The sequence below is a fragment of the Natrialba chahannaoensis JCM 10990 genome, from assembly GCF_000337135.1.
In the GTDB taxonomy this organism is placed as follows: Archaea; Halobacteriota; Halobacteria; order Halobacteriales; family Natrialbaceae; genus Natrialba; species Natrialba chahannaoensis.
Genome location: NZ_AOIN01000008.1, coordinates 226,202 through 242,233 on the forward strand (window position 1 = coordinate 226,202; position 16,032 = coordinate 242,233).

Annotated in this window: 14 protein-coding genes and 1 pseudogene; 8 read left to right on the top strand and 7 right to left on the bottom strand. The window is 62.7% G+C overall.

Annotated elements, in window-relative coordinates; translation table 11 throughout:
* Positions 1 to 4: 4 nt before the first annotated feature.
* The gene (locus tag C482_RS01060; protein WP_006165491.1) at positions 5 to 1,018 is read left to right on the top strand and encodes a type II glyceraldehyde-3-phosphate dehydrogenase; all 1,014 of its coding nucleotides are present in this window, start codon (positions 5 to 7) and stop codon (positions 1,016 to 1,018) included.
* A gap of 163 nt (positions 1,019 to 1,181) precedes the next feature.
* A complete protein-coding gene (locus tag C482_RS01065; RefSeq protein ID WP_006165492.1) occupies positions 1,182 to 1,583 on the top strand; it encodes an Hsp20/alpha crystallin family protein in 402 nt (133 codons plus the stop codon).
* Between the two features lie 93 nt (positions 1,584 to 1,676).
* Here C482_RS01065 and C482_RS01070 read toward each other — a convergent pair whose 3' ends face one another.
* The 3 genes from C482_RS01070 to C482_RS01080 form a co-directional block, all read right to left on the bottom strand.
* A complete protein-coding gene (locus C482_RS01070) occupies positions 1,677 to 2,552 on the bottom strand; it encodes an ATP-grasp domain-containing protein (RefSeq protein WP_006165493.1) in 876 nt (291 codons plus the stop codon).
* Positions 2,553 to 2,670: 118 nt separating this feature from the next.
* Positions 2,671 to 3,390, bottom strand: coding sequence for a hypothetical protein (locus C482_RS01075; protein WP_006165494.1), 720 nt, complete (start codon positions 3,388 to 3,390; stop codon positions 2,671 to 2,673).
* A gap of 236 nt (positions 3,391 to 3,626) precedes the next feature.
* Positions 3,627 to 4,157, bottom strand: coding sequence for a 50S ribosomal protein L16 (locus C482_RS01080; RefSeq protein WP_006165495.1), 531 nt, complete (start codon positions 4,155 to 4,157; stop codon positions 3,627 to 3,629).
* 240 nt (positions 4,158 to 4,397) lie between these two features.
* Between C482_RS01080 and C482_RS01085 the strand changes: the two genes are divergently transcribed.
* From C482_RS01085 to C482_RS01100, 4 genes are all read left to right on the top strand, one after another.
* A complete protein-coding gene (locus C482_RS01085; protein WP_006165496.1) occupies positions 4,398 to 5,645 on the top strand; it encodes a CBS domain-containing protein in 1,248 nt (415 codons plus the stop codon).
* 105 nt (positions 5,646 to 5,750) lie between these two features.
* Positions 5,751 to 6,836 (top strand): ABC transporter ATP-binding protein, encoded by a 1,086-nt coding sequence (locus C482_RS01090; protein WP_006165497.1) that lies wholly within the window; start codon positions 5,751 to 5,753, stop codon positions 6,834 to 6,836.
* The gene (locus tag C482_RS01095; RefSeq protein WP_006165498.1) at positions 6,836 to 7,648 is read left to right on the top strand and encodes an ABC transporter permease; all 813 of its coding nucleotides are present in this window, start codon (positions 6,836 to 6,838) and stop codon (positions 7,646 to 7,648) included. Before C482_RS01090 ends, C482_RS01095 begins: the two co-directional genes overlap by 1 nt.
* An 85-nt stretch (positions 7,649 to 7,733) precedes the next feature.
* Positions 7,734 to 8,348, top strand: coding sequence for a zinc ribbon domain-containing protein (locus tag C482_RS01100; RefSeq protein ID WP_006165499.1), 615 nt, complete (start codon positions 7,734 to 7,736; stop codon positions 8,346 to 8,348).
* Positions 8,349 to 8,477: 129 nt separating this feature from the next.
* Here C482_RS01100 and C482_RS01105 read toward each other — a convergent pair.
* Positions 8,478 to 9,546: pseudogene (locus C482_RS01105) on the bottom strand (NADP-dependent oxidoreductase).
* A gap of 174 nt (positions 9,547 to 9,720) precedes the next feature.
* Between C482_RS01105 and C482_RS01110 the strand changes: the two are divergent.
* On the top strand, positions 9,721 to 10,422 hold the full coding sequence (locus C482_RS01110; protein WP_006165500.1) for a carbonic anhydrase: 702 nt from the start codon (positions 9,721 to 9,723) through the stop codon (positions 10,420 to 10,422).
* A 137-nt stretch (positions 10,423 to 10,559) separates the two neighbouring features.
* On the opposite strand, the gene C482_RS01115 is transcribed toward C482_RS01110, so the two are convergent.
* The 3 genes from C482_RS01115 to C482_RS01125 all read right to left on the bottom strand — a co-directional run bounded on the left by C482_RS01115 (position 10,560) and on the right by C482_RS01125 (position 15,441).
* Positions 10,560 to 13,049, bottom strand: coding sequence for a DUF2309 domain-containing protein (locus C482_RS01115; RefSeq protein ID WP_006165501.1), 2,490 nt, complete (start codon positions 13,047 to 13,049; stop codon positions 10,560 to 10,562).
* Complete coding sequence (locus tag C482_RS01120; protein ID WP_006165502.1) at positions 13,046 to 14,539, bottom strand: proton-conducting transporter transmembrane domain-containing protein; 1,494 nt, start codon at positions 14,537 to 14,539, stop codon at positions 13,046 to 13,048. Before C482_RS01120 ends, C482_RS01115 begins: the two co-directional genes overlap by 4 nt.
* A 437-nt stretch (positions 14,540 to 14,976) precedes the next feature.
* Positions 14,977 to 15,441: an Lrp/AsnC family transcriptional regulator gene (locus C482_RS01125; protein WP_006165503.1), complete on the bottom strand. Its 465-nt coding sequence runs from the start codon at positions 15,439 to 15,441 to the stop codon at positions 14,977 to 14,979.
* 188 nt (positions 15,442 to 15,629) lie between these two features.
* On the opposite strand from C482_RS01125, the gene C482_RS01130 reads away from it, so the two are divergent.
* Positions 15,630 to 15,824: a cold-shock protein gene (locus C482_RS01130; protein WP_004267330.1), complete on the top strand. Its 195-nt coding sequence runs from the start codon at positions 15,630 to 15,632 to the stop codon at positions 15,822 to 15,824.
* Positions 15,825 to 16,032 lie beyond the last annotated feature (208 nt).

Here is a 16,032-nt window from a genome sequence, read left to right on the forward strand (position 1 = left end):
CACAATGATCCAGGTCGCGATCAACGGCTACGGTACCATCGGCAAACGCGTCGCAGACGCCGTCCGAGCCCAGCCCGACATGGAAGTCCTCGGCGTCGCGAAGACGCGACCGAACTTCGAAGCCGAGACCGCTATCGACAAGGGATTCCCGCTCTACGCCGCCATCGAGGAGCGCGAGCATCTGTTCGAGGAAGCCGGACTCGACATCGCCGGCTCCGTCGACGAACTCGTCGCCGACGCGGATGTCGTCGTCGACGCCACACCCTCCGGCATCGGCGCGGAGAACAAGTCACTGTATGAGGAGTACGAGACTCCTGCCCTCTACCAGGGCGGCGAAGACGCCGATCTGGTCGGCGTGAGCTTCAACGCGCGCTCGAACTTCGAGGACGCCGCCGAGGCAGATCACGTCCGCGTCGTCTCCTGTAACACGACCGGTCTCTCCCGCGTCATCGCACCGCTTCGGGAAGAGTACGGCGTCGAGAAGGTCCGCGCTACGCTCGTCCGCCGCGGCGGCGACCCCGGCCAGACCTCCCGCGGCCCGATCAACGACATCCTCCCGAACCCGGTGACGATTCCGTCCCACCACGGCCCCGACGTAGAGACCATCTTCGACGATCTCGACATCGACACGCTCGGGATGAAGGTCCCGGCGACGCTGATGCACATGCACAGTCTCAACGTCACACTCGAGGAGGAGGTCGACGCAGCCGACGTTCGCGAGCTGTTCGCAGACGAGTCGCGGCTGTTCCTGATCCCCGAACACATGGCTATCGACGGCAGTGGGAAGCTAAAGGAGTACGCGCTCGACGCGGGCCGGCCACGCGGCGACGTCTGGGAGAACGCCATCTGGGAAGAGTCCATCTCAACCGTGGGTCGCGACCTCTATCTCTTTCAGGGGATTCACCAGGAAAGCGACGTTGTGCCGGAGAACATCGACGCGATTCGTGCAGTGCTCGGTGCGGCCGACGCCGAGGAGAGTATCGAGACGACTGACGAGACGCTCGGCATCGGGCTCTGAACCGTCGGTCGCGCGGTGCTCCCACAGCACACAACCACGAGAACACAAGAGCCGAACCGTTTCGGACCGCAACAGCCGATTCGGCGCTCGAGACACCTCTCGAGTCACCGAAACAACTAGTTCCGACAGAAAGTTTTTCCCCCGTGGGCCACTACTGGCGTCTATGCGAAGAGACGACCGCGACGAGCCCTTCGATGACCTCTTTCGCGAGATTGAGCGGATGATGAACGAGATGATGAACGGTGCCGACGCGAATGTAAACTTCAACTCTGCTCGAAACGTCGACACCGGATTTGGCATGGATACGCACGTCGATATTCACGAAACTGACGATGAACTGCGCGTCGTTGCGGATCTTCCCGGCGTCGAAAAGGAAAACATCGACCTCGAGTGTGACGGCGAGACGTTGACCATCTCGGCGGGTAGCGATCACCGCCAGTACGACGAGCGCATTACGCTCCCACAGCGGGTCAACGAACACACGGCCTCTGCAACCTACAACAACGGGGTGCTCGAGGTCGTCTTCGATTCGGCCGAACAGTCCTCGGGAATCAGTCTCGAGTAAGCCGACTCGCGGTCCAGAAGTCGTCCGGTTTCGGTCTCCGATCGCGCTTGTTCTGCGTCTGGGCCAGCTACCAACTCACCACACGCCACCGGCTCACAGCCCCTGCGCTGCAGTCTCACGAATCGCAGCCGCCAGTCGATCGTAAAATGCCGGTTCGTACTTCGTCTCCGCGTCGATCGTCGGTCGTGCGTTCGTCTCGTTGATCACCACCCGCTCGTCCGTCACGAGCAGATCGACGCCGACAAAGGGAATCTCGAGTTCCCGCGCCGCAGCCTCGGCAACCTCACGCCACTCTGTCGGCAACTCAACCCCCGTCGCCTCCGCACCCCGATGGACGTTGTGCTTCCACTGTCCCTCCCGACCCGCGTCGTCCGGCAGCCGCCGCTCGACCGCGCCAGCGTACTCGGACTCAAGTACCATCACGCGATAGTCGGTCGCGTCGGGGAGGTACTCCTGGACGAGAAACGAGCGGTCGCCGGTCGCCCGGTAGTCATGGACCAGCGAAAGGTAGTCACAGATTCCCAGAAACGAATCCAAGTCGTATGCCTTCGCGACGCCGACGCCGCGCGTGGTCGAGTTCGGTTTGACGACGACGGGGGGATCGAACTGGGCGAAGACAGCGGCCAGTTCGTCCTCGTCGATATCGTTCGAGACGTAGACCGACTTCGGAACGGGGAGGTCAGCGCGGTTGAGTCGCGCGATGACCTCGGCTTTGTTTCGCGAAGTCAGCACCGCCTCGCGGTCGTTGAGCCACGGAATTTCGAGTAAGGCATCCGCGACGCCGCCCTCCATCAGCCGGCCGGGGTAGACGAAGCCGACATCGTACTTGTCGGGCTCCCACGGCGGATCGGTCAGGTCCACCACGCGCTCGCTCGCGGGCACGTGATGGGCTCGAACGTCGCGTTCTGCGAGCGGGTCGCACATTCGCCGGAACGTCTGCTTCGCGTTGGCGACCGCGAGCTCAATCATACACCGACTTCGGGAGTAGAGAGACAAAAAAGTAGCTCGACACCGAAGTTATAGTAACAACTGAAACTGTTTACACGCCAATCGCACGACAACTGTGCAATTGGGTGTGCACTGACTTTCAGTGGCTACTATACTCGTCGGCCTCCTCCGCATGAGTCGCCTCCGCGCGCACGTCGTAAGACTCCCGCCCCCGCAAAAACGCCCCCTCGAACGAGACCGTCTCGGTTTCCTCTGTAGCTAACTCGAGTTCCTGCTGGTCGTCGATATGGCCGCGAACCTGTCCGCCACTCGGTGTGGTGAGCGTGACGTCGATGGGGCCAGCCTCGCCGTCGTTTCGGACATCTGCCTCGATGGCTCCGATCTGGGCCTCGAGGTAATAGGCGTCGTATCCGCCGAGGTCGACATCGGTATCGTCGAAGACGATTTCGCGCCGTTCGCCCGCTTCGAAGTGAGCAGTGGTCGCGCGAGCGGGCGCGGCGGCCGTGAGGACGGAGTCGCTGTCGTCGGACGCCTCAAGGAGATACAGCAAAATCGTGGCCTCGCCGGGATCACCGTTGTTTTCGAACGTGCCGGTGAGTTCGAGAGTAGAAGCAGAGTCGGGATCGGACGCAGAACCGGAACTGGAATTAGAACTAGAACTGGCGTCCGCATCGATTGACTCGATGGGCGGCATACCGTCGCGGTCGACGTGCGCGACTGCTGGAATCCGAACGGCTTCGACGACTGGTTCCGGCAGTTCGTCGTCCTCGTCCGCCGACTCGGTCGAAACGGAGACACAACCGGCGACCGAGATCGGAAGGAGACCGCCAGCAGTGGCGAAGACCTGTCGACGTTCCATACGCCGTTAGCCACAGCGTGCCCTCGTTATTCTTTCGCCTCGGTTGCTGTCGAATCAACGGGTGGGTGCGTAATCTGGGACAGTCGGACCGTAATCAGCAGCCTGCTCGAACGGCTACAAAGGGTGCCACTGGAAAGTAACAGCTGTTTGTCCGGTTGATGTCGGAAGACGCCGCGCTATCTGGGAGCGGTGCTACAGTAGCACGAGAGACTGCAAGGGAAAAGGTGGGTCTCAGTCTACGCGATGAGCTTCTCTTCGCCCTTCTCCACGACGATACGACACGGCGGCGTGATCTTGTTGTAGGAGCGACGGAGCGCCTCCTTGGCGAACTCAGCGTCGTCGACGTCACACCAGATCGTGAAGATACGCTCGCCGGCGTCGATGCGGGCTGCAGTGCCGACGATCTTCCCGAACGCCTGGCGCATCCCGTCGGAAACACGGTCTGCACCTGCGCCGGTTGCCTGCTTGTTCTCCCGGATGACGTGGTGGGGGAACTTGCGCAGGATCATCTTGTACTGGTGCTCGCCAGCGTTTTTCAGCATGTGGCGGTTGGCCGAGAGGCGGGAGGCCTCGAGGCTGCCGTGGCGGATCTGGACCTCTTCTTCGGTGACGAGGCTGATCTGGACCGGGTAGTCCTCGGGGTCTGCCTGCAGGTCGCCCATCTGGTGCTGTGCAATCTTCGAGCCGGGAATGCCAGTAATGTACTCGCGTCGCGTGTATGCTGGCTTGCTAATTTCCCGGTACATTGAGGCGGGTTTGTCGGACATGGTTGTGGTTACTTACGAAAAGGCAGGCCTACCGTCCGGATAAAGCCTTCGAAGCGCGCGCTGGAAACGGCCCCACGATACCGGTTCGTACCCGTTCTTCGCTTGTTAGTGTGTCGCAAGAAAAAGAGGTGGAAGTGTGAAACAGGTGGCCAATACAGGATTGAGAACCGGCCGAGCGAGCGAAGCAAACCCGCTTATTGCGGCGGGGTACTTAAGTTTCTACCACAGGTAGCATAACGCATGATGAAGAGTTTCCGGATCGGAACCCTCTTCGGAATTCCGATTAAACTCGATATCACGTTCTTGCTGGTGCTCCCGTTCTTTGCGTATATTATCGGGTTCCAGATCGGTACCGTAGCGGAACTCCTCAACGCATTTATGGGAGCCAACATCGACATCGAGTACGTCTCAGCCGGGTGGAATCCCTGGATCTTCGGGCTCGCGGCCGCGCTCGGACTCTTCGTCGGTGTCATCTTTCACGAACTCGGCCACTCGCTGACCGCCCAGCGATACGGCTTCCCGATCGAGTCGATTACGCTCTGGCTGTTCGGCGGCGTCGCCGCGTTCTCTGAAATGCCCGAAGACTGGCGACAGGAATTCGCAATTGCCATTGCCGGTCCCATCGTCTCCGTGCTCGTCGGTATCGCCTCGTACGGTCTCTTCTACGTCACTCCGGCGAGCATGGACGGCACGCAGTTTGTGCTTGCATACCTCGCAATCCTGAACATCGCCCTCGCCGGGTTCAACATGCTCCCCGCGTTCCCGATGGACGGTGGTCGCGTCCTACGAGCCTTTCTCGCCCGGTCGAAACCGTACGCACAGGCGACCCAGCAGGCCGCAGGTATCGGCAAGCTCTTTGCAGTCCTCATGGGTCTGTTCGCCCTCATCCCGCCAATTAACATCATCCTGCTCGGCGTCGCCTTCTTCGTCTACATCGCCGCCTCGAGCGAGGCCCAGCAGGTGACGATGAAAGCGGCGTTCCAGGACGTGACCGTCTCGGATATCATGACCCCCGCAAACGACCTCCATACGGTCGCTCCCGACGCCTCCGTCGCACAACTGATCCAGCGGATGTTCAGCGAGCGCCACACGGGCTATCCGGTCGTCGAACCCAACGGTGCCGGCGGCGGTCGGCTGGTCGGACTCGTGACGCTCTCGGACGCCCGCGAGATCCAACCCGTCGAACGCGACGCCTACATGGTCGAAGAGATTATGACGACGGATCTGAAGACCATCTCCGCAGAGTCAGACGCGATGACCGCGATCGAACAGATGCGCGAGAATAACATCGGCCGGCTGCTCGTCGTCGAACGAAACGGTCACAATGCCATCTCCGGCCAAGAGACTGACGTACCGCCGGGAAGCGAACCGCAGGCAGGCGACGATCTCGTCGGCCTCATCTCGCGCTCCGATATCATGACCGCCTTCGATATTGTCCAGAAAAGCGGGTCAGTCGGCCTTGCGGCACAGACCCAGCGCGCGGACTGAAAGTGACAACCGATGACCGTACAGATGCCGCCATAGCCGCCGAAACACGCGTCTCGTGTGCCGAGACCAACATTCTTAACCGCGGCGGTAGCCGAGAGTGCGCCGATGCCACCGGCCATCGAGACCGTCGATCTCGTGAAGGATTACGGGGAGTTGCGCGCGTTGAACGAGCTGTCGCTCACCGTCGAGGAGGGTGAGTTCTTCGGCCTCCTCGGTCCCAACGGAGCGGGAAAGACGACGTTCATCAACACGCTCGTCGGTCTCGTCCGCAAATCGGGCGGCAAAGCGCAGGTCTTCGGCTACGACGTCGAGGCTGACTACCAGCAGGCTCGCAACGCGATCGGACTCGCACCGCAGGAGTTCAACGTCGATCGGTTCTTCCCGATCCGGGAAGTCCTGATGCACAAGGCCGGCTACCACGGAATTCCCGAAGACGAAGCCGGCGAGCGCGCCGACGAGGTACTCAAGCGCGTCGGCATCTACGACAAGCGCAACGAGCGCTTCGACTGGCTCTCCGGCGGGATGAAACGCCGCCTGCTCCTCGCGCGGGCGCTCGTTACTGACCCCGACTTGCTGATCCTCGACGAGCCAACCGCGGGCGTAGACGTCCAACTGCGCCACGACCTCTGGGACCTCGTCACCGAACTCAACGAGGAAGGGACGACCATCCTCCTGACGACCCACTACATCGAGGAGGCCGAACGCCTCTGTGACCGCGTCGCCATCATGAACGAAGGCCACAAGGTCACCGTAGCAACCCCGGACGACCTCAAACGCCGCGGCACGGACACGATCGAGATTCGACTCGAGTCCACCTCACCCGCTGCCACGACCATCGAGTCCGCGCTCGGCGAGTACGCCCACGAGGTGTCGACGAGCGGCGACCAACTCGAGATACGTGTCGACGATGGCGGGTCGACCGTGCCGCAGGTGTTGCACGATCTGGAGGCGGCAGGCCACGAGATTGCGGACCTCGAGATTTCGCGGACGTCACTCGAGGAGATCTTCGTGGATCTGACGCGCCAGGAGGATCGGTCGGTGACGCGGTCGTCTGCGTCGAGCGCAAGTGGGAGTGGGGGACCTGATGGTGATGATGTTGCTAGTGAGGCTGCGCACGGACAGACACAAGAACAAGAGCGAGAGCACGAACACGAGCATGAGCAAGAGCGCGAACAGGAGGGGGTCGCCTGATGCTCTCCGTTGGCTTTCGCGCCCTGTTCAAGCGCGAACTCCTGCGATTCATCCGCCGGCCGAAGAACACGTTCATGCCGCCGGCGATCACGAACGTGCTCTACTTCGCCGTCTTCGGGATGATCCTGGGCGGCCGCATCGACAGTCCGGTCGAGGATGTGGCGGGTGTTGACTTCGGCTACATTCTCTTTCTCATCCCCGGGCTCGTCGTCCTCGGCACCATCTCGAACGCCTTCGAGAACGCCTCGTTCTCGATCTTCCACGGGCGGTGGAACGAGTACATTCACGAGACGCTCACCTCGCCGCTGTCGTACGTCGAGATGGTCGTCGCCTACGTCTCCGCGAGCGCTGTCCGCGGGCTGATCGTCGGCATCATTATCGCCGTCATCGGCCGCCTGTTCGTGCCGATCAGCATCGAGAACGGCCTCTTCCTCGTGGCCACGATGGTCGTCATCGCCGCGCTCTTTGCAGGCCTGGGGATCATCGGCGGTCTCGTCGCACGGGACTTCGACGACCTCACCGTGATGAACCAGTTCATCCTGCGCCCGCTGGTGTTCTTCGGTGCCGTCTTCTACTCGCTGACAATGCTCGAACCGATCTGGCAGGCCGTCTCGTTGCTGAACCCGATGGTCTACATGGTCGACAGCGTCCGCTACGGCCTGCTCGGCTACTCCGATATGTTCGAAGTCGCACCGGCAGCCTACGCCGAGTTCGTACCGCTTGCCTCTCTCGGCGTGCTCACGCTACTGACCGTCGTCGTCCTCACGATCGACGTCTACCTGTTCAAGATCGGCTACGGACTCACCGACTGAACGGACGAGGAAGCGCGAACACGCCAGTCGAAACCAGCCACTCGATTAGCGCCGTTTTATTGTGTTCTGGAAATATCTTTCCAGTATGACAACTGAGGAGTACTGCTGGAACTGCGGATCGGTACTCGAGTCCGACGCAAATTATTGCTCGGCGTGTGGTGTCGAAGTTGGTCGCGATAGCGAGGGAGATGTGAGTGGGGGAGGGGATCGAACGGATGAGTGGGGAACGGGTGAGTGGGGAACGAACGACTACGGAACTGATGACTATGGAACGAACGACTACGGAACTGACGACTACGAAGCCGACGACTATGGAGACGATTACGGCACCAGTAGCAACGAGCGAACTGGGTACGGTTCGGACGACTACGCGACAGCGGAGTACGGAACACGGGGAAACGACACGGCGTTCGCCGCCGTGACGCATCTGCTCGCGATCTTCACGTGGCTCATCGGTCCGCTAATCGTGCTCGTCGTTACGGAAGACGAGTTCGTCGACGCGAACGCGCGGATGGCAGTGAACTGGCAGATTATGTTCACCATCTACATGCTGCTCTCGATGATGCTGGTCATCGTCGGCGTCGGTATTCTTGGGCTGATCATCCTGCCGTTCCTCGACATCGCGTTCTGCGTCGTCGCGGCGGTGAAGGCGAACGATGGCGAGGTCTGGCAGTATCCGCTCACACCGGAGATTGTCTGAGAAGTGGAAATCGCTGTCTGTTGCTGTCTGTCGCCGTCTGTCGACGTTTGTTGACGTTTGTCGACGTTTGTCGACGTTTGTCGGCGTTTGTCGCCATCTGTCGCTGTTTATCGCTATCCGTCTCGTCCGTTACGCATCGTACTCGCCGACCTGCACGAGCTGTTTGCCGATGTTGTCACCCTCGAACAACCCGAGGAACGCGTCGGGTGCGTTCTCGAAGCCCTCCACAGTGTGCTGGCGGTACCGAATCTCCTCGTTCTGGATGAACGTTGAGAGCCGGCGGAGTGCTTCGCCCCAGCGGTCCTCGTAGTCACGAACGAGTAGTCCTTCTACGCGGGCGCGACTCTCGATGAGTTTGGCGAGTTTTCGCGGCCCGGTCGGAACCGCCGTCGCGTTGTAGATCGAGATCTGTCCGCAGACTGCGACCCGCGAGCGGACGTTGAGCAGCGGCCAGACGGCGTCCGTGATCGGCCCGCCGACGTTGTCGAAGTAGACGTCGATACCGTTCGGGCAAGCCTCGGCCATCGCACGACCGAGGTCGTCGGTCTCCTTGTAGTTAATCGCCGCATCGAAGCCCAACTCGTCGGTGAGCCACTCGACCTTCTCGTCGGACCCTGCGGTGCCGACGACGCGTGCACCAGCGAGTCGGGCGAGTTGGCCGGCGACGGAGCCGACCGCGCCGGCAGCCGCCGAGACGACGACCGTATCGCCCGGCGACGGAGCCGACCGCGCCGGCAGCCGCCGAGACGACGACCGTATCGCCCGGCGTCGGCTCTGCCACGTCGAGCATCCCGAAGTACGCGGTGACGCCGGGCATGCCAAGCGTCCCGAGCGCAGTCGAGATCGGCCCCTGGTCCGGGTTCACCCGCCGAACCTCGTCGGCGTCGGCGACCGCGTGCTCGGCCCACAGGAGTTCGCCGGTGACGACATCGCCCTCCTCGAGCGTATCGGCGTTCGACTCGAGTACCTCGCCGACGACGCCGGCGCGCATCGGCTCGCCGACATCCCAGGGTTCCTCGTAGGACTCCGTGTCGCGCATCCGACCGCGCATGTAGGGGTCGACCGACTGATACAGCGTCTTCACAAGCACCTCGTCCGGCCCGGGTTCGGGTCGCTCGACGGTTACAAGTTCAAAGTTCTCGAGGCCCGGTTCGCCGGTTGGGCGGCTCGCAAGATGCCATTGTCTCGTCTCTGTCATATGGACACTTTGGCGCGCCGGCAGGTGAAGATTGGGCTGCCGGAAGCCTGTCACGACCAGGACAACGTCGGTTCGAAACCCCCACCCACTCGAGGAGCCCGTGGCTCGCGTCGGCCGCTCCGTTCGAAGCCGCCGCATGCTACCTTTTTGTCCATAATCAACGTATCCCATCTCATGGCAACCACGCCCGCGTTCCTCGAGGAGTTACTCGCGGGGAACCGCCGCCACGTGGAGTCGCTCCCGGACGAGTATTTCGCCGGCGTGCAAACGAGCCAGCACCCCGATGTCGTCGCGATCTGTTGCTCTGACTCGCGGATTCCTCAGGAACACATGTGGGGGTTCGATCACCCGGGTGCGGTGTTCACGCCGAGCAACATCGGCAACCAGGTCTGGGACGAGGACGAGGGCGAACGGATCGTTGACGGCGGACTCCTGTACCCGATCCATCACGCCGGCACCAATGTCGCGGTCGTCGTTGGCCACACTGGCTGTGGCGCTGTCACGGCCGCCTACCAGGTCGCAACGGGAGACGACCTGCCGGGACCACAGGGCGTCGACAAGTGGGTCAACATGCTCGTCCCCGTCGTCAAGGAGGCACTCGAGAGCGGCTTGATCGACCGCGAGGCTGACGAGGAGACGGTGATCAACCAGCTCGTGGAGTACAATGTCGACCACCAGACGCAGTTCCTGCGTGAGGCCGAGAACGTCCCCGCCGATGTCGACATCTACGGCTTCGTTTACGACTTTCAGGGAGTCTACGGCAACGAGGCCGGCTGTGCGCACCTGGTCAACGTCAACGGTGAGATCGACCCCGAGTCGATCGAGAAACTGGTTCCAGCGGAGTACGAGACGGCGACCGAGAGTCTGTTGTTCTGAGCCGGCCGCCACCCCAGTTTCGAGGCGACCGACGCCGGAGTGCGGCCACAGCGTCGTGGACTGCCGGACGCTAACACCGGCTCGAAACGTACCAAACTCCGAGAACTGTAGTTCGACGGGAGAGCCATGACCCGGCCTCAGTCCGAAGTCGCGGGCGATCCGGCGGGCTGCTGTGTGACCGTCGCCACGACGGGGGGCTCCCACTCGAGATCACCCTGGTAGTGGAACACCCGGTTGTCCTGTGTCGGATCAACGACCGTTAGGCCGCCGATCCAGCCGTTGGCGACCAGTCGCTCGACATCGTCGTGTTCGCGGAGAATCTCGGTCACGCGGTCGACGGGGGCGTGGATCACCGCCGACAGACGAAGCGGCTGGTGGAACGGCCGCTCGTCGTCGGCCTTCAGCGACTGTAACGGCAGGCCAGTCATCAGGTCGCCGCCGTTGCCCTGCACGACGCCGACGTTGCCCACCGGGTTCTGGGTGACCTTCGAGCCGCTGCCGTAGACGCCGTTGTCGACCGTCGCGAAGTAGTACTGGTTGTTGATCCACTGGGTGACCACGAGGGGGCCAGCCATGATCGCTTCGAGCGCCTCTCCGTCGGGGTCGGTCGTCCAGTCGTAGGAGTGGAGGAACGCCCGGCCCTCGAGGGAGGCGTCGTCGGTCAACTCACGCGGACCGATGACGAACCCCGCGTTGCCGGCCAGCCCCCACTCCGGGCGGGTTTCGGCCCAGTCGACCGCGCGGCGCTCGGTCTCGGCGACGCCACGATTCGGATCAGCGCCAGCCATCGACGCCACGCGTTCGGTCGCCGCGGCCTCGCGGGCCGCCTCGAGATTCTCGCGAAGTCGCTCGAGTTCCCCCGCGTGGCTCTCGGGGACGTCGCCGTCGAACAGCGTGACCGCGTCGGTCGTCGTGTTGTGCTCGCCGGCGAGAAAAACGGTGTCCTCGGGGATGTCGTAGCCGCGCTCGCGGAGTTCGGTTCGCACGCCCTCGTCGTTACAGATTGCCGCGAGCGCACGGGCGTTCGGCCCGCCCGGGTTGCCGGCGCAGGCCCCGCAGTCGAGGCTCGAGTCGAACGGGTTGTTCGTCGTGTGGCTCGCGTGGCCGGTGAAGACGACCAGGCGGGCGAATTCAGTCCAACCCATGAGGTCGAACGCAGTCTGGGCGTACTCGACCCGCTGCTCGTGGGTCATCCCCACCGAGAGGTCGTGCTCGTCGTGTTCGTAGCCGTACTCGTGGTCGTCGCAGTCGACGGTCGGGGAACAGAACTCGCCGGGACGGGGCACGCGCTCGTCGACGGCCGTACGGAGTGTGGCCAGGCTCGAGGGGAACAACGTTCGAGCCGCCATTGCCGAGCCGTAGGCACTCCCTGCCCCCTCAATGAACGTGAACGCGGCGACAACGTTGGTTTTCAACCGCTTGAAGTGCTTACGGGTCGCGTGCGCGAGACCAGACCACCGGTCGCGGATATCGGCGTCGGCTGCTCCGTCCGCTCTGGGGCGGTCGACGACTCGGTGCTCGGGCTCGAGAATGGGCGGACAGGCGTCGACCTCGACGGCCGAGTCGTACCCCTGATGGCGCATCGGAATCCCGAAGAAGCCCGCGTAACCGTGAGTCTCGTAGGGACCCTGTGCCTCGAGGTGGCGGCGGATGATCTCCGAGCGCGTGTCGATGCAGAAGACGAGTTGAGCGGCCGGGCGCTCCCCGTCGCCGTGGGATGACTCAGTCACGGAGTCATCGACGCACTCGAGTAGGTCGTGGCGGTAGCTCTCCTCCCAGGCGGAGAGGAAGCGTTCGGGGATCGGAACCGCCTCGTCGCCGGTCGCGTCGTCGACCTCGTCGACGTTTGCTTCCGCGCCCGGTTCGGTCGGCGCGTTGAACAGGTCCGAAAGCGTCAGCCGCACCGCCAGGTACTCCGTGATCGTGATCGGGTACCGCTCCTGCCAGGAGTCAGTGCTTGCCTCGCGCTGCTTGATGAGCCCGGTCCAGCCCGGCAGCGAGGCCAGGTGGTGCTCGAGGGTCTCGTCCCAGCGCGGTTCTGGGCACTCGCCCAGCACTGCCTCGAGCGCCTCAAGCGGCGTCTCCGGGAGGTCGTCACCGTCATCACAGGGAATCTCGCCGTCGTAGGGCGCGAGGGTCCGCCAGGCGGCGTAGAAGCCCGCCTCGCGATTCGGCATCGACCACTGGGCTTCACCCTGTTCGAGGAAGGACGCAAGCCACTTCGTGAGGACGCGGTCGACCCGCTCGGTCGCCTCGTCCGTCGCGGGTTTCCGGTCTGCTTCGGCGGCTTCCATCTCTTCGAGCAGCGCCTCGGGGTCGCGGTCGACGCCGTGAGCGGCGAGTTCCTCGTCGAGGATAACGGAGTCAATCCGGCCGTCCTCCCACGCCTGACGGAAGACCGACGGGTGCGGGTAGCCGCGGCCACCGAAGAGGTCCTGCGCTTCGTCGACGGCGCGGTGGAACGGCCGGTGCTCGAACCCCGAGAGGGGGTTCGCGGTGACGAACGAGTGCAGCGGCCATACGGAGCCGACAGTGTCGGCCGCACGGTCAATGCTGTCGCGGATGTGTTCGTGGATATCGGTGCCGTCGGTGCCGTCGGTCGGAGACTGGGTGCGTGTGCGGCTCATTTGTCGTACTCCTCCTTGTCGGTGAGGATGGTCGAAGGGGCGGGCTGGGAGACGTTCAGCAGAGAGACGTAGAGGCGCTCGCTCGAGCGATGCCAAGCGAGTTCGGTGGCGAGGTAGGCGCTGACAAAGAGCGCGACGACGAGATAGTGGGCGACGGTGAGGTCGGTCGGCGCGTAGGCCATCGGCACGTCGGCCAGCATCGTCGAGACGGCGTTAAACGCGATTGCGTAGCCAGAGATGGCGACGAGCACGACAAGCGGGACGCTGACGAACCTGACCGAGGTCGGCAGCGTTGATCGCCGAAGGATGTCACGCGCAGCCGTCAGGGTCGTGAGGACCACAACGACCGTCAGCACAAGGCCGCTGTCGAGTGTCAGCGCGAGGTCTGAGAGCTTTCCGGTGAGGGCCATGAAAAGGACGCCCGCGCCGACTGCAGTGAGGAGGCTGACGGCGAGTCCCGGGAAGCCGAGATGCGTACGCTCGGCGTGCTTCGGAGCGGTGTGCTCGACCGACGCGCCCGACGAGAGGAAAAGATAGGCCTTGTAGAAGCCGTGAAGAATCAGGTGGGCAATGGCGGCGGCGAAAAAGCCCAAGCCACATTGCATGATCATAAAGCCCATCTGGGCGATGGTCGAACTGCCGAGTTCGCGCTTAACGTCGGTCTGGACGAGCAACATCGCCTGTCCGAGCAGGGCGCTGAACGCGCCGACAATGACAATAACTGACATGAACAGCAGTTCCTCGCCGACGACCGGCGCAAACCTTGTCAGCAAGACCCCGCCCGCGTTGACGAACCCGGCGTGCATCAGCGCCGAGGCGGGCGTCGGCGCAGTCATCGACGACAGCAGCCAGTTGTGAAACGGGAACAGCGCCGACTGGAGCATCGCCGCGAGGAGGATTCCGCTCGCGGCGACCAACAGAACCGTTGTCGACGCTCCTTCGAGCCCGCCGAGGATGCCGGTGACGGTCGTCGCGCCGGTCGCCCAGACGAGGACGCCCAGGCTCCCGGCGAGGAGGGCGCTACTCGCGGCGAAGTAGCGGCGAGCGAGACTCGCAGCGGACCGGGCCTGGGTCCACTCACGGACGTGGCCGATCAGTGAGGCCATCGCCAGTCCCATCCCCAGCCACGCCAGCGCGAACAGCGCGACGTGGTCGGCCGCGGTCAAAGTCATGACGACCAGCGTGAACGCGAAGATTCGACCGTAGAACCAGTTCAAATCACGGTCGCCGGCCATGTACCGCCGGGAATAGCTGTGGACGATGCCGCTGAAAAAGGTGACCACAACCCACATGACCGCGGTCAGGCCGTCGATCACGAGGGCGTCCGGGAGCACCCACTCGTGTCCGCCCCAGGCGGTCAGTCCGAGGACACCCAGGCTCGCCAGAAACAGCGTCCAGACCGACCAGGTAGCCGCTCGCGGAACGGATGACGTCGATTGTGTCGGCGGTTCGGCGTGGTGCACTTCGTCGGTGGTGCTATCGTCGTGCATTCGTTGTTCTCGTTCCGGCCCGACCGGTCTCGTTCGCCGGTACCTCGTTGCCAACAGGTACCGGACCGGTTGTAACCAGCCCTACTTTGAACAAGGTGATTATTATATCCACTGGTTCGAACAAAATGTTCGTGCCACGGCGTGCCAAAGACCAGATTGATACCACAGCCACCGCGGATCGAAACGATCGCTCCAACCGAGACGAGTTCGACAGTTCGGGACGACGACTCCGGCCGGCCGAGAGACCGTGCTTGGCCGCTCGATACCATACCAGCGGGGCTCGAGTTCCGCTCAAGTCAGGATAGGTGACAGCCCGGTATAAAATCACCCGGTTTCGAACGTTCCGTTGAATAGTGCGAACATATCGAACGGTTCGGTACGATCGCTTCTGAGGGAGCGACTTCCCGCGAAAAGGGCGAACGGCAGAGACCCCACAGTCACTCGGCGACGAATTCGTCGAACGATGTCGCCTCGTGACTGCGAACGAGCACCTCGTCGGTGATCGTCAGACCCATATCCGACAGTTTCTGGGCGACCGGCGTGATATCCTGGTCGGTCTCGCCGACGGCCGTCACGAGCAGGTTCTCTTCGCCGGTGACGAGTTCCTGCACCGAGATGACCCGCGGGATATTCAGGATCTCCTCTCGGTACTCGCCGCGTTCTGGAATCGGTGCCGTACAGAACAACAGCATTCGGATCGGATAGCCAGACCCAGTGAAGTCGATGTCGGCACTGTACCCTTTGATGATCCCCTCCGACTCGAGTCGTTGAATTCGCTTGCGAACCGTACTCGAGGAAGCCTCGGTTCGCTCGGCGATCTCGCCCGACGAGAGGTTCCGGGCTTCCTCCTGCAACGCGTAGAGGATTTCCCGGTCGACCGCATCGAGCTCGTAGTCACTCATACTAGCCGTTTGCCCCGGGAAATATAAGGACGTTCGGCTGTCGGAAACCGCCGAGCGCTCGCCGCGGCGGCGTCGAGGGGCGTCGAGCGCCCAGCCCGACCCCAAACGGACAAGAATCCCGCGTCGTGTCTCACGGTAAGGGCCGAGTCGGTGTATTTATACGTCCCCACCCATTCTCTTCAGAAGCAATGGCGAAAGGAACCGTTGATTTCTTCAACGACACTGGCGGCTACGGATTCATCGAGACTGAGGACGCGGACGACGACGTGTTCTTCCACATGGAAGACATCGGCGGCCCGGACCTTGAGGAAGGACAGGAACTCGAGTTCGAAATCGAGCAGGCCCCAAAGGGCCCGCGCGCGACGAACGTCGAGCGCCTGTAAGGTAGGAGCAACTGAAACACAGTGCACATCGCTCGCACACTCTCGTGCGAGCGGGTGTAAACCGTTTCAGTTGGTGCTATCAATTCGTAACGGTATCGACTCTTGACTGCAGTATTCTACACCTGTGAGCGACAGCCCTGTCGTTACTCCTGTCGCCACTCACTGGCAGTCCGATAACTGACAACCCGAATCGAGCGGCTGCGCCGTA

What these genes read in the sequence shown, in the direction of transcription:
- C482_RS01095 (WP_006165498.1), top strand. Translation starts at nt 6,836, where the DNA reads ATGCTCTCCGTTGGCTTTCGCGCCCTGTTCAAGCGCGAACTCCTGCGA.
- C482_RS01090 (WP_006165497.1), top strand. Translation starts at nt 5,751, where the DNA reads ATGCCACCGGCCATCGAGACCGTCGATCTCGTGAAGGATTACGGGGAG.
- C482_RS01065 (WP_006165492.1), top strand. Translation starts at nt 1,182, where the DNA reads ATGCGAAGAGACGACCGCGACGAGCCCTTCGATGACCTCTTTCGCGAG.
- C482_RS01125 (WP_006165503.1), bottom strand. Translation starts at nt 15,441, where the DNA reads ATGAGTGACTACGAGCTCGATGCGGTCGACCGGGAAATCCTCTACGCG.
- C482_RS01130 (WP_004267330.1), top strand. Translation starts at nt 15,630, where the DNA reads ATGGCGAAAGGAACCGTTGATTTCTTCAACGACACTGGCGGCTACGGA.
- C482_RS01115 (WP_006165501.1), bottom strand. Translation starts at nt 13,049, where the DNA reads ATGAGCCGCACACGCACCCAGTCTCCGACCGACGGCACCGACGGCACC.
- C482_RS01085 (WP_006165496.1), top strand. Translation starts at nt 4,398, where the DNA reads ATGATGAAGAGTTTCCGGATCGGAACCCTCTTCGGAATTCCGATTAAA.
- C482_RS01110 (WP_006165500.1), top strand. Translation starts at nt 9,721, where the DNA reads ATGGCAACCACGCCCGCGTTCCTCGAGGAGTTACTCGCGGGGAACCGC.
- C482_RS01075 (WP_006165494.1), bottom strand. Translation starts at nt 3,390, where the DNA reads ATGGAACGTCGACAGGTCTTCGCCACTGCTGGCGGTCTCCTTCCGATC.
- C482_RS01070 (WP_006165493.1), bottom strand. Translation starts at nt 2,552, where the DNA reads ATGATTGAGCTCGCGGTCGCCAACGCGAAGCAGACGTTCCGGCGAATG.
- C482_RS01120 (WP_006165502.1), bottom strand. Translation starts at nt 14,539, where the DNA reads ATGCACGACGATAGCACCACCGACGAAGTGCACCACGCCGAACCGCCG.
- C482_RS01100 (WP_006165499.1), top strand. Translation starts at nt 7,734, where the DNA reads ATGACAACTGAGGAGTACTGCTGGAACTGCGGATCGGTACTCGAGTCC.
- C482_RS01080 (WP_006165495.1), bottom strand. Translation starts at nt 4,157, where the DNA reads ATGTCCGACAAACCCGCCTCAATGTACCGGGAAATTAGCAAGCCAGCA.
- C482_RS01060 (WP_006165491.1), top strand. Translation starts at nt 5, where the DNA reads ATGATCCAGGTCGCGATCAACGGCTACGGTACCATCGGCAAACGCGTC.